The organism is Janthinobacterium sp. HH106, from assembly GCF_001758725.1.
Lineage (GTDB): Bacteria > Pseudomonadota > Gammaproteobacteria > Burkholderiales > Burkholderiaceae_D > Janthinobacterium.
Window position 1 is genome coordinate 419,230 of record NZ_LRIC01000048.1, and the last position, 12,851, is coordinate 432,080.

A 12,851-nucleotide genomic window follows, 5' to 3' on the forward strand; every position below is an offset into this window, starting at 1 on the left:
TTTGCTCGATGCTGAATATGGAATGCGGGCATGATATCAGTTCGCGCCTTTCGGCTTGAGGCCGGGCGCGCCGCCGGCCGCGTCGGGCGGAGCCAGCACCAGGTCGTGCGGATACGTGAAGTGCCAGTCGGCGTAGCGCTGCTTGCGGCGCAGGCTGGCGTCTTCGTCAAGGAAGTTGTCCTGCTTGATGGGCAGCTGCGGCGACAGCGAATGGATGCCGACGATGCGTCCCTCCTGCCGCAGCACGCCCCATTCCGCCTTGCCCGTGACGGGGTCCGCATACAGGCGGCGCAAATGGCGCCGGGCGTTGGCAAAGCGCGGGTCGCGCAGCAGTTCCTGCAGGGTCAAGGGATAGCGGGGCCGCCCGTCGGCCGGCGTGCTGTCGTAGTAGCGGCCCAACGCGTTGCGGAATTCATGACCGATGAACAGCAGCTCGCGCTCCTTGTCGCGCCGCGCGGCCGTGGCAAACAGTTCGCCGGCCAGCACCAGGCCCACGCCCATGAAGGCCACCAGCATCAGGGTCCAGATATACGCGAAGCCCCGTGCGCCGCGCCGGAAACTAGAGCTGTTCAAACGGAATCCCCTCACGCGTCTTGCCCTTGGCGCCGCTGCGCACGTCGGCCACGCCGCCGATCTCGCCATTGGGCGAAGGGATCAATTGCCAGGTGGCGGCGGACTCCGTGACGGGATCGAGCGGCACGCTGCGGAAGTAATGGTGGGTCACCAGGTCGTCCAGCGCGGCCGGATATTCTCCCTTGTCGGCATAGTATTTATCGAGGCCGCTCCTGAGCACCTGCAGGTTTTCCTTCAGTGCGACTTCCTTCGACTTTTCCACGGAACCGAAATAGCGGGGGATGGCGATCGTCAGCAGCAGCGAGATGATCGCCAGCACCACCAGCAGTTCGACCAGGGTAAAGCCGCGGCGTATGGTCGAGGTCTGCATGGCGGTCACCATTGATTGAGCGGCACGCCGTTCAGGCCCACCTTGGTCGAGCGCGAGGCGACGTCGAACACGTCTTCGCCTTCGCTGGGATTGTCGGGCGGCGAGGCATAGGCGCGCTTGCTCCAGCTGTCGGCCGCGCTGCCGGCTTCCCTGGGCTGGAACGGGTCGCGCGGCAAGCGGCGCAAAAAGTAGATGTTCTGCTTCGACGGGCTGCGCTGGTCGGGCACGCCCTCAACCAGTTCCTCGAGTTTTTTCGGATAGCCGGAAGCGCCTAGCGACAGCTTGATGCGGCCATTGTCCGAAGCGCGCTTGTAGGCATCGATTGCTTCGCGCATCTCGATCAGGGCGCTGCGCAATTGCTGCTCCTTGGCCCGTTGCAAGGCCACCTGCGCCATCGGCACGGCCACCGTGGCCAAGGTCGCCATGATGGCCAGGGTGATCATCAGTTCGATGAAGGTAAAGCCCCGCTCTTTCACTGGCCACCTCACTGGCCACCTTTGCCGGACTTGTCGCCTGCCGCGGGCGCCTCGTCGCCGCCCGTCATGGGCGAGCCGGCGCGCGCAGGGGCTTGCTCGGGCGCGGCGATGGCTTCCGGCGTGCCGCCCACGCTGGCGCGCCCGCCCACGGACGCCTCGGTGCCCGAGTTGAATTCGGCCGTCATCAGGTCCGGGCGGCGGATGCTGCGCAGCAGGCGCGGCGTGATCGACAGCACGATCTCGCTGCGCATGGCGTCATCCTTCTGGCTGCCGAACAGGCGGTTCAGCACGGGCAGTTCGCCCACGCCGGGTACCTTGTTGGCCGTGCCCCGGTCTTCGTCGCTGATCAGGCCCGCCAGCACCTGCGTCTCGCCATCTTTCAAACGCAACACGGTCGAGGCGCTGCGCGTGCCGATCTGGTAAGCCTGCGTGCCCGTTTTGCTGATCACTTCCTTGACGACGTTCGATACTTCCAGGTTGATCTTGATGGCCACTTCGTCGTCCAGGTAGACGTTCGGTTCCACGTCGAGTTTCAGGCCCACGTCGATGTAGTTGACGCTGTCGGAACTGACGCCGTTATTCGTCGTGACGGTAATGACGGGCACGCGGTCGCCGATGAGGATCTTCGCCTTTTCCTTGTTGCGCACGCGGATGCGCGGGTTCGCCAGGATATTGCTGTCGCTGTCCGTCTTGTTGGCGTTGAGGGTGACGCCGCCGATGCCCAGGTTGATATTGTCGCCATTGATGCGGTGCAGGTCCGCCACCTTCAGGCCGCCCAGGCCTCCCGTGCTGCCTGCGACGCCGGCCAGGGTCAGGCTGGCCTGGTCGGGCCAGCGCACGCCCAGTTCCATCAGGCGCGTGCGCTTGACTTCCAGCACCTCGACTTCCAGCATCACTTCCGGGTCGGCCAGGTCCTGCACGTTGATGATGCGCTCGGCCATGCGCACCATTTCCGGCGTATCGCGCAGCATGATGATGCCCAGGCGTTCGTCGGTGACGACATCCTTGGCCTTGAGCAGGGTCTTGATGGAGAACGCCACCGTCTTGACGTCCGCATTGGCGAGGAAAAAAGTGCGTACCACCAGCTGCTGGTAATCCTTTACCTTTTGCGGCGTGTTCGGGTAGATCGTGATCGACTTGTCGCTGGTGACGCTTTGCTCGAGCTGGTTGGCGCCCAGCAGCATGGCGATCGCTTCCTCGATGCTGGTGTCGCGCACGGAAATGGTGGCGCGCAGGGCGGGATCGACTTCCTTGTCGAAGACGAAGTTCAGGCCCGACACCTTGCTGAGAAGATCGAACACGGAGCGCAGGGGCGCGTCGCGAAACTCGAGCGTCACGGGTTTGCGGTAGGCAGCAGCCAGCTTGCCGCCGGCCGGACGGCTTTTGGCCAGCTCGTCGCCGATGCGGCCTTTCAGGGCCAGCGCCTCGCGCTGCGCGGGACGTTCCTGCAGCACCTGGCGCAAGGCTTCCTGCGCCTGCGCGACATTCGCTTCGCCGCCGCGCTGGTAGCTGGACTGCGCCTCCTGCACCAGCTTGCGGTGCCGTTCATCCTGCGCCACGCCGGCCAGGCCCCGCTGCGCCACGTCGTTGCTGGCGTCCAGCGCCAGCGCCTGCTGGTACAGCGCTTGCGCTTCGGGCAGCTTGCCCTGCTGGCGCAGCGCCTCGGCGCGGCCATTGAGGTTGTTCAGCGCGCGCATCCTGCCGTTGGTGACGGCGATGCGGTACTTCGCATTCGTCGGTTCGGCCTGCGCCGCCTGTTCCAGCAGGGCCAGGCCCTGTTCCGTGCGGCCGGCGCCCAGCATGGCCTGGCCGTCGGTATAGGCCTGGTTGCCGGCGCAGGCGGCCAGCAGGGACAGCATCGGCAGCAGGGTAATGCCAGTACGTGGTGTGCGTCGTTTCAATTGATATCCCCTACGGCGAGTGTCTGTTTCAGGTTGAGCGGCAGATAGGTAAATTGCAGGGCGCCCTGCACCACGCCGTCGAAGCGGTAGCGCTCTTCGAGCGTGTCGCCGGGCCGCGCCACCACGTTGCGTTCGCCCGCCTGCAGGAAATAGGCGGCCTTGCCTTCGTCGACGAAACGGCCAAGGAACTGGAAGGGCAAAGGCGGCGGTGCGTTCGCATCGACGGCGGCGACAGTGCGCGTGGCCTGCGCCGCCTGTTGGTCGAGCATGATCTTTTTCGGCGTCTCCGGCTGCCAGCTTTGCTTGGCGAACAGGGTGGCCGCTTCTTCGTCATCGAGGCCCCGGCGCGGTTCGATGGCCAGCGCGCGATTGGCTGGCGCAGCGGCAGTGGCGACGACGAGGGGCGCGACCGCCACCCGTTCCACCTGGCGCGGCGTGGCAGTGGCCGGCCCCACGATGCTGCCTTCGTCCTCCGGGGCGAAGAGGGCGGCCAGCAAGGTCGCCACGGCGGCGCCCCCCAGTACGGCTTTTTTCATCGGCGCGCCTCCGGCTTCTTGACCAGCAGGATGAACTGGATGCGTGCATCGATCTCGCCCGCTTCGATCTGCTCGCGTTTGAACAGCACGGAGTCGAGCGTCAGCGTGGGCAACGCCTGCAGGGCGTCGACGATAAAGGTTTGCAGCTGCGCGTATTCGGCCTTCACGGGCAAGGTGATCTGGTAGCGCAAAAAGGCCGTGTTGCCGTCTTCCTGCGGCTTGTAGTCGGCCTTGGCCAGGGTGACGCCGCTCTTCTGCGCCACTTCCAGCAAGGCCTTCAGCTGCTCGGGAATGCTGTCGTGCGCGGGCAGGTAGGCGTGAAAGGCGGCCAGGCTGTCCGCATCGGCATCGAGCGTGACGGGCGCCGGCGGCAGCGCCGCCTGTTTCGCCATCACGGCCAGTTGCGCGCGCAATGGCTGCTGGCGTCCGGCCAGCGCCTCGCCCTGCTGCACGGCGACGGCGGCCAGCGCCAGGCTTGCCGCGCCGATGGCGCTGGGCCAGCCCAGCATGCGCCACAGACGCTGCGCTTCCCACGCCAGGCGCGGGGGCAGGCGCAGTTGCAGGCGCGGCCGGGCCACGGGCGTGCCGGCTTTTAACAGGGGTTTTATTGCCGCCATTGCGCCTCCAGCTGAAAACGGTAAGGGTGTGCGGGCGCGTTCGCGTTACTGTTCATCTCGTGCTTGAGCAGATACACGGAACTGAACATGGGCTGCTGGTTCAGGAAGGCCAGGTAATTGAGCATGTCCTGCGGGGTTTCCGCCTCGGCGGCGATTTTCAGCACGCTGGCGCCATCCTGTCCCTGCTGCGCGTTCAGGTCCAGCCCCAGCAGGGCCACGCGCACGTCGCGCGGCGCCTGCACCGTCCTGACCAGGCGCGTGACGGGCAGGTTGAGCTGGCGCACGGCGGCGGCTACTTGTTTCAGTTCGAGGTCGCGCTCGCGCTGCTGGTTCGCCGAGAGCGGAGCATGCACGGGACGCGCGGGCTGCAGCTGCGCCAGCTGCGCCTCCAGGCGCCGCGTTTCCTGCGCCTGCACCAGCCAGTACACCGCGGCCGGCAGCAACAGCAAGCCGCCCGCCAGGCACAGGGCCAGGCGCCAGCCCTTGAACGTCTGCGCGGCGCCGGGCGGCAGGAATTCCAGGCGACTCAGGCCCATGCGGCCTCCCGCATCAGGTGGGCGGGGCCGGCCACGGCGATGGGCACGAAGCGTTCTGGCACGTTCGCCTGCGGCACGCCGCTCAAGTCGATCAGGGCCACGTGTTCGATGGCGTCGAGCTGCGGCGCGCGCAAGTTCCAGCGCCGCCATGCCCGGTCCAGTTCATCGCCCCAGGCCGCGGCGCAGGACTGGCTGTGCAGGGCCGTGATGCGTCCGCCGCCCGTCGTTGCCAGCAGCAGCCGGCCCGCTTCCACCAGGGCGAAGGCGTCGGGCTTGGCACCGGCGATGCTGCGCCAGGCCGCTCCGGCGATCGGTTCGATGGACAGGCAGCGCCGGCCATGCGCGGCCGCCGCGTCCTGCACGCCTTGCAGCAGGGCCGCATCGATGCCGCAGGCCAGGCGCGGCGTGCCGTATGGGGCGTCGTCGGCGGCCAGGCGCCAGGCGCGCGCACCCTCGCCATACACGGCGCCGAACTGGCTGTGCAGGAAGCGCTGGGCGCTGCTCCGGTCGAGCAAGGCACCGCTCCACGGCACCATCAGCATGGCGCACCAGCGGCTGGCCAGGCTGACGGCCAGCGGCATTTTTTTGCCGCCATCGTGTTCGAGCCAGCCGCGCAGGGCGGCCAGCGCCACTTCCCAGCTGGCGTCGGGATTCGCAATGGGCAGGTGGAAGGCGCTGTCGGGCAGGGGACGGCCGGCGCGGCGCAGCACGCCGTGCAGCCCGTGCGGGGCCAGGTGCAGGCACACGGTGGCGCGGGCAAGGCGTTCAATAAGTGACACGATTGAGCTCCGCTAAAGTGGTTTCTCCGCGCCGCACCAGGTCCAGGCCCGCTTCGCGCGCCAGGCGGAAACCGTTGCGCGCCGCCTCTTCCTTCATCTGGCTCAGGGGCGCGCGCGTGCAGATCATTTCGCGCATCGTATCGCTGAGCATCAAGACCTCGGCGACGGCCTTGCGGCCCTTGTAGCCGGTGCCGCGGCAGTGGCCGCAGCCCTTGCCGGCCATGAATTGCCAGTCCTGCACCTGATGCAGGGCCAGGCCGCTGTCGCGCAGCTGCTGCGCGTCGGCCAGCACCTCGGCGCTGGCGTCGACGGCGCAATGGGCGCAATTGAGGCGCAGCAGGCGCTGCGCCACGATGCCGTTCAGGGCCGCCGCAAAGCTGTAGGCATCGACGCCCATGTGCAGGAAGCGGCCGACCACATCGAACACGTTGTTCGCGTGCACGGTGGTAAATACCAGGTGGCCCGTGAGCGCCGCCTGCACGGCGATCTGCGCCGTTTCATCGTCGCGGATTTCGCCGATCATGATCTTGTCGGGATCGTGGCGCAGGATGGAACGCAGGCCGCGCGCGAACGTCAGCCCCTTCTTTTCGTTGACGGGTATCTGCAGCACGCGCGGCAGCCGGTATTCGACGGGGTCTTCGATGGTGACGATCTTGTCGCGGCCCGTGTTGATTTCCGTGATGGCCGCGTACAGGGTGGTGGTCTTGCCGGAACCGGTGGGCCCCGTCACCAGCAGCATGCCGTGCGGCTTGGCGGCCAGGCGGCGGATCTGTTCGATGGCATCCTCGTTCAGGCCCAGGCTTTCCAGGCGCAGCGCCTGCGCCGCCTCCGTCAGCGCGCGCCGGTCCAGCAGGCGCAGCACGGCATCCTCGCCAAAGATATTGGGCATGATGGAAACGCGAAAGTCGATCTCCGCCCCCTTTACGCGCACCTTGAAGCGGCCATCCTGCGGGATGCGGCGCTCGGCGATGTCGAGGTCGGCCATCACCTTGATGCGCGAGATGATCTGTTCGGCCATCTGCAGCCCCTGCACCTGGCCCGCCTGCACCAGCACGCCGTCGACGCGGTATTTGATGACCAGGCTGGCCACGTCGCATTCGAGGTGGATGTCGCTGGCCTGGAATTTCAGGGCATCGTAGATGGTGGAGTTCACCAGTTTCACGACCGGGCTGCTGTCTTCGCTGATGCGGATGAGCGAGATGTCTTCGATGCTCTGGTCGAGTCCTGGCAGATCATCGCCGTGCTGCATCTCCTGCATCGCCTGCTGCACGCTTTCCTGCTGCTGCAGGTAGGCGGCCAGGTCGTCCGGATGCGCCAGCGCCACCGTGAAGGGCGTGGACAGGGCGAAGTCGGCCCATTGCAGCAGGTCCTCGCTGAAGGGATTGCCGATGACGAGCACGGGCGGCGTGCCCGGAACGCCAGGTTGCAGCAGCACGCAGTCGCGCTGGGCGCAATCGGTGTAGGGCAGCAGGGAAAAGGCGGGCAGGGCGGCCTGCAGTTCGGCCATCGTCCAGGCCGGGTAGCGGAACAGGGCGGCCAGCTGGCGCAGGAAGACTTCGGGCGGCAGGGCCGCCGTTTCCTGCAGCACGGCCATCTGCGGACGGCCCTGTTCCAGTGCGCTCGCGTGGGCGCGGCGCAGCATGGCCGCATCGAGCACGGCCCGTTCTTCGTCGCGCGCGTTCATGGCCGCACCTTCACGATAAGGTTCAAGACAAGCTCCCCGCCAGTTCAAAGATCGGCATGTACATCAGCACCACCACGCCGCCGATCACCACGCCGATGATGGTCATCAAGAGTGGCTCGAGCAGGCGCGAAGCCCAGTCCACCCAGCGGGCGAATTCCTCGTCGTGGAATTTGGCCGAGCGTTCCAGCATGTCGCCCAGGCGGCCCGTGTTCTCGCCCACCTTCAGCAGCGATTGCGCCACCGGCGTTGCCATGCCGGCCTGTTCCAGCGCGGTGGAAAACGGCATGCCTTCCTGCACCGCGCGGCGCGCCTGCGCCAGCTGCTCCTGCTGCGCCGGCAGCAGCATGGGGCCGACCATGGCCAGCGCCTTGTGCAGCGGGATGCCCGCGTGCAGCAGCAGGCTCAGGGCGCGGTAGAAGCGGGCCAGGCGGAATTCGGCCGCCTTGTCCGCCAGTACGGGCAGGCGCAAGAGGCGCAGCACCAGCGCCATGCGCATGGCGCGGTTGGCGATGCCGAAGACCACGGCGCCGACGGCGGCGGCCAGCGCGCCGGCGCACAGCAGCGGATGCGCGGCCAGGGTCTGACCAAAACCGAGCAGCATCTGCGACATCCAGGGAATTTCGCGGCCCGAGCTTTCGTAGACGACGCTGAATTTGGGCACCACATAGCCGAGCAGGAACAGGGTCACCAGGCCGCCGACGACGAGCAGCATGCACGGGTAGATGGCGGCGGAAATGAGTTTTTTGCGGATGGCGTCGAACTGCAGCTGGTAGGCGACGAAGCGCGCCAGCGCCTCAGGCAGGTTGCCCGAGCGTTCGGCCGCGTGCACGGTGGCGATGTAAATGTCGGGGAAGATATCGGGGAAATCGGCCAGGGTGTCGGAGAAGCTTTGCCCCTGCTGCAGGGTGAGCACGATGGCGGCCAGGGTGCTCCTCGCGCCCGGGCGCGTTTCCTTGTTGTGCAGGGTGGCCATGGCCTCGCCCAGGTTCAGGCCCGCTTCGAGAAGGGCCAGCAGCTCCTGGCTGAATTGCAGCAGGGGCAAGCCTTGTTTGCCGGGGCGCAGCGCGGCGCCCGCGTCCGGCGCGGCGCCGTCGTCGACGGCCAGCACGCGCCAGCCGCCGCGCACGGCCGCGCGGATCGCCTCGGCCTCGCTGGCGGCGTCGATGGCCAGCGCCTGGCTGCCCGCCGGACCCAGCACCTGGAGGTGGAACTGCATGGCCGGCTCAGGCGGGCATGGTGGCAGGCGTAAAAATGGACAGGCTGGAATGGGGGAAAGCGCGTGCGGACAAGGTCGAAGTAGGCATCGGTCAGGAACCATCCAAAAAAGTTCAATTCGTCGCGGGTACCGGCAGCAGGCAAGATGCAATCACTGCCTCAGGGTAGACTGGAATTGCCAGGAAATCAATCGTGCTGTGCGGGCAAGCCTCGTTTCGATGACTTGCCCGCATGTTCAGCCGCTTACTGGGTAACCAGGCTGACCTTGTCGATCACGAACGAGGTTTGCAGCGACGCGTCCTCGGTGGCGGCGAACGAGATCTGCACGGTCTGGCCCTTGTAGGCGATCAGGTCGAAAGTGCGGATCTGGTAGCCGGCCGCCTTGTTCACGTTCGAGTACGAGGCCAGGGTGCCCAGCACCGTGCCGGCGCTGTTCTTCACGGTGACGACCAGCTTGTCGTACACGGTATTGCCCGTTTCCGCCGTGTCGATATGCAGCGCGAAGCTCAGGCTGGCGGACGTGGCGGCGGCCGGAATGGCCACGCTTTGCGTCAGCGATTCGCTGGCCGTGACGCCATTGCCGCCCAGCCAGGCGTACTGCGTGCCTTCGTACGCGGTTTGCCCCGTAAATGTGCCGATGGCGCCGGTGGTGCCGCTCCAGCCCGTGGCGCCGGCCTCGAAGCCGCCGTTCGTCACTCTTTCGGTGGCGCTGCTGGTGCCCACCGTCAAGGTGGCGTTGTTCGACGTGGCCGTCACGGCGGGCGACGAGGAATCCGTCACCGTGGCCTTGAAGACGGCGCCGCTGTCGGCCGCCACGGCCGTGAAGCTGTAGGCCGGCGACGTGGCGCCGCTGATCACGGCGCCGTTGCGGTACCACTTGTAGGTGTACGGCGCCGTGCCGCCGCCCGCGCCCACGGCGAACGAGGCGGTGGCGCCCGGTGCGACGGTGATGCTGGCCGGCTGGCTGGTGATGATCACCGCGCCGCCCGTCGTTGATTCATCGACGTCGGTACCCACGTTGATGGCCGCATACGCGCGCTTGACGGCGATCGATTCCGCGCTGCCCACGCCATACAGTTCCTCGGCTGCCTGCAGCACCTTGTTGCGCGCGTCGGCATAGTTGGTCGACGAGGTGAACTTGGTGGTGGCGGCCTTGAACCAGATGCGGTAAGCCTTGTCGCTGCCGATACCGGTCATGGCCAGCGGGCTTTTGTTCAGGTAGGAGCTGTAGTAGTCGCTGCTGGACGTGGAATTCGAGCCTTGCGACAGGAAGTAGAACATGCGGTTGTTCGGGCCGCTGCTGTAGTGGACGTCGAGGTTCTTGATGGTGCTGCTCCACGCATTCGGGCTGCTGCCATCCTTGCTCGGCTTGTACAGCCAGCGCAGCGGCTGGCCATTCTTGGCGATCTCCTTGCCCGTCATCCAATCGTTGCCCGTGTTGGGGATCGTGGTGCCCGTGCCGCCGGCGCGCGCATACGCTTCCACCATCTCGCCGGCGATGTCCGAGCTCGATTCGTTCAAGCCGCCCGACTCCTGCGAGTAGATCAGACCCGAGGTGGCGTCCGTGATGCCGTGACCCATCTCATGGCCGATCACGTCGATGGAGCCGAGGTTGTTGAACGCGCTGCCGCCGTCGCCGATGTACATGCATTTGCAGTTGCTGTCGTAATAGGCGTTGTCGTAGGCCGTGTTGACGTGGGCGGCGATGTGGGTGGCCGTGTTGTTGCCGTCCAGGCTGGACCAGCCCAGCACATTCTTGTGCGTGTCGTAGGTGTTCATCAAGCCCCACATCGCATTGACGGCCGCCGTCTGACCGTTGGCGTTGGTGGTGCTGCCGCCGCTGATGTATTGCTGGCCGTCGCCCCAGGTATTGCTGGTGTTGCTGTACACGCTGCCCGAGGTGGTGCCGTGGTTGGCATTCGTGATGGCCATGCCGCCGAAGCTGCCGCCCGTGCCGCGGCTGGGGTCCTTCATGGTGTAGGTGCTGCCCGTGAGCGTGGTGTTGAGCGGCACCTGGCCGTTGTACTGGCTGTTGCCGATGCCGGCGACGGTTTTCAGGGCTTTCCATTGGCGCAGGATGCGGCCATCCCGGGCGCTGACGATGGTGTCGTAGTAGACGGGCTTGCTGCCGCTGATCATGCGCGTCTGCACCAGGTAGGCCAGCTCGTAGTGGTCGACCACGTCCTGCACGTCGAGGGCGTTCAGCGCGGCTTCCGATTTGTTCTCGGCGCCGGCCACGCGCACGGTTTTCATCACGGGATAGATCAGCAGCTGCGCATGCGGCGGCACATGGTCGACGGCCGGCACGCCGATGCTTTTTACGGCAGCGGCGATGGCGGCGGCGGCGCTGACGGCCGGCGTGGTGTCGATATCGGTGGTGGCGCTGCGGGTGACGGAATTGACGCCACCGCTGCCGAGGCCGGACGCGCGGTCCGACACGGATTCGCTGACGATGTCGCCGGCGCTGTTGCTGACCACCACCGTCTCGGAACCGAAGACGGGCAAGCCCTTGTAGGTGTGCTGTACGCGGCTCACGCGCGTGCCGCTGACGCCCGGATGCTGGGCGCCGACGGCAAAGCCATGCTCGGTATTCAGACCGCGGCTGCGTGCCTGCGCGGCCAGCTTGTTGACCAGGCTGGCGGTCTCTTGTGGAGAAGCCAGGGCGACCGGCGCGGCCATCAGGGTCTGTGGCAGCGGGGTGGCGGCATCGGCCGTGGTGGCCATCAGCGGCAGGGCGGCGATGGATGCGGCAACTATCGTCAAACGTAAATTCATTTCTGCTCCATGGTATCGGTTAAGGAAATGGTGAATGAGCTGGCCGCGATGCCTGATGGCCACCCCGGCGCGCCTGGCGGCGGGCGGATAGCCTGCCGTTTTGTGATGGCATGACGCCGGGTAGGGGGACACTAAACTTGTCGAGATCGCCATGTCAAAAAATTCAAGAAATGGGTCATCAGGCGAATTTTTGTTAAAAATTGAACATTTATCGGCGTCGCATCGTTGGAAAGTTTGATCTACCACAAGCTGCAACTTTTGTTTTGGACTACTACCCCTATTGGCGCGCTCTGTTGGAAAAACACTGTTGCCTTTTCTAAATGTTGCGATCTACACTAGCTCTTCGCATTGCCCCCCAGCGGAGCACGTGAAGACAAAAAAAGCGCACGCGGCAATGACCGCGTCCAGATACAGCGCATCGGGAAAAAAATCGGGAGTTTCACATGACGTCAGTTCTGTTTTCTGCTGTTGGTTTCAGCCATTTCCCCTCTGGAGCGGCACTCATGCTGCATCCGCCTTCCTAGCGGCCGCCAGCCGGCTCTTCCCCCGCGAGGGGATTCTTTTCTGTAAGTCCGACCGTGCCGCCCGGCGCGGCCGCTGGCGCAGTGCATCTTTTTTTCAGGAAGGGTTGCCGGCTCCTGGTGCGTGCACCGGAATCACCGGCCCGACGAACTATGCTTTCGATAGCGACCAAAGTGGAACAGATCGTGATGGAATCGGCCTTTCTCAGCGAGGGATTGGGCCGTGGCTTGCTCAACCTGTCGGAGCTGGCGCGCCAGCTGCAGCCGCAATTGCAGACCGACTTATGGAAACCGGTGGGGCAGGCCGCCGTGGTGATGGCGCTGCGCCGCCTGGCCGAGCGGATGCCGCAGCAGAAAAACGGCGAGATCGTGCTGGCGCACCGCGCGGGCGAACTGTCCACGCGCAGCGAATTGATGGTTGTTACCTACCGCTATTCCGACCAGACGTATGCCTGCCAGCGCCAGTTGCTGGCGCTGGCAGCGCCCCAGCGGGGCACATTCATCACCATTACGCGCGGCGTCAACGAGGTGATGGTGATCTGCAGCCGTTCGCTGCACGCGCTGGTGGAGGAGGTGTTCGGCGAAGAGCAGGAACTGGCGCGCCTGGAGCGGGTGACGGCCGTGACCCTGCACCTGGCGGCCGAAACCTGCTATACGCCGGGCGTGTATCACGCCATCCTCAAGCGCCTGGCCTGGGAGCGCATCAACCTGATCAACATCATCTGCACGTATACGGAGCTGACCTTGCTGCTGGAAGCGTCGCAGACGGGCGCGGCTTTTTCCGTATTGTCGAAAATCGTCGCACAATGAAAAGGCTCTGTCCCCGTTAAGTAGGGGAAGTTCAGGAATCTTCCTGTATCCCTGCTGT

General features: G+C 65.8%; 12 protein-coding genes. 1 reads left to right on the top strand and 11 read right to left on the bottom strand.

All coding sequences use genetic code 11. The annotated features are described in order from the left end of the window. Nucleotides 1–36: 36 nt before the first annotated feature. The 11 genes from JAB8_RS19510 to JAB8_RS19560 form a co-directional block, all read right to left on the bottom strand. Nucleotides 37–573 carry a type II secretion system protein gene (locus tag JAB8_RS19510; protein ID WP_240453454.1) on the bottom strand — a complete coding sequence of 179 codons (537 nt, stop codon included), beginning with the start codon at nt 571–573 and terminating at the stop codon, nt 37–39. Continuing rightward, nucleotides 560–955: a type II secretion system protein gene (locus JAB8_RS19515; RefSeq protein WP_205602295.1), complete on the bottom strand. Its 396-nt coding sequence runs from the start codon at nt 953–955 to the stop codon at nt 560–562. The genes JAB8_RS19510 and JAB8_RS19515 overlap by 14 nt, the downstream gene beginning before the upstream one ends. After that, the gene (locus JAB8_RS19520; RefSeq protein ID WP_071654440.1) at nt 949–1,431 is read right to left on the bottom strand and encodes a type II secretion system protein; all 483 of its coding nucleotides are present in this window, start codon (nt 1,429–1,431) and stop codon (nt 949–951) included. Before JAB8_RS19520 ends, JAB8_RS19515 begins: the two co-directional genes overlap by 7 nt. Continuing rightward, complete coding sequence (locus JAB8_RS19525) at nt 1,428–3,320, bottom strand: secretin and TonB N-terminal domain-containing protein (RefSeq protein WP_240453453.1); 1,893 nt, start codon at nt 3,318–3,320, stop codon at nt 1,428–1,430. Before JAB8_RS19525 ends, JAB8_RS19520 begins: the two co-directional genes overlap by 4 nt. Then, nucleotides 3,317–3,856: a hypothetical protein gene (locus tag JAB8_RS19530; RefSeq protein ID WP_070224261.1), complete on the bottom strand. Its 540-nt coding sequence runs from the start codon at nt 3,854–3,856 to the stop codon at nt 3,317–3,319. Before JAB8_RS19530 ends, JAB8_RS19525 begins: the two co-directional genes overlap by 4 nt. After that, complete coding sequence (pilO, locus tag JAB8_RS19535) at nt 3,853–4,473, bottom strand: type 4a pilus biogenesis protein PilO (RefSeq protein WP_070291047.1); 621 nt, start codon at nt 4,471–4,473, stop codon at nt 3,853–3,855. The genes JAB8_RS19530 and pilO overlap by 4 nt, the downstream gene beginning before the upstream one ends. Then, complete coding sequence (locus JAB8_RS19540; RefSeq protein WP_070291048.1) at nt 4,461–5,009, bottom strand: hypothetical protein; 549 nt, start codon at nt 5,007–5,009, stop codon at nt 4,461–4,463. The genes pilO and JAB8_RS19540 overlap by 13 nt, the downstream gene beginning before the upstream one ends. Continuing rightward, nucleotides 5,000–5,788, bottom strand: a complete 789-nt coding sequence (locus tag JAB8_RS19545) for a hypothetical protein (protein ID WP_139143098.1) — start codon at nt 5,786–5,788, stop codon at nt 5,000–5,002. The genes JAB8_RS19540 and JAB8_RS19545 overlap by 10 nt, the downstream gene beginning before the upstream one ends. Further along, nucleotides 5,775–7,472, bottom strand: coding sequence for a GspE/PulE family protein (locus JAB8_RS19550; RefSeq protein WP_070291050.1), 1,698 nt, complete (start codon nt 7,470–7,472; stop codon nt 5,775–5,777). The genes JAB8_RS19545 and JAB8_RS19550 overlap by 14 nt, the downstream gene beginning before the upstream one ends. 22 nt (nt 7,473–7,494) lie before the next feature. Then, entirely contained in the window at nt 7,495–8,688 is a 1,194-nt protein-coding gene (locus JAB8_RS19555; protein ID WP_070291051.1) for a type II secretion system F family protein, read from the bottom strand. A 242-nt stretch (nt 8,689–8,930) separates the two neighbouring features. Beyond that, entirely contained in the window at nt 8,931–11,462 is a 2,532-nt protein-coding gene (locus JAB8_RS19560; RefSeq protein ID WP_070291052.1) for a M4 family metallopeptidase, read from the bottom strand. A 674-nt stretch (nt 11,463–12,136) separates the two neighbouring features. Here JAB8_RS19560 and JAB8_RS19565 point away from each other — a divergent pair. After that, on the top strand, nt 12,137–12,793 hold the full coding sequence (locus tag JAB8_RS19565) for a hypothetical protein (RefSeq protein WP_070224268.1): 657 nt from the start codon (nt 12,137–12,139) through the stop codon (nt 12,791–12,793). The last annotated feature ends 58 nt before the right edge of the window (nt 12,794–12,851 follow it).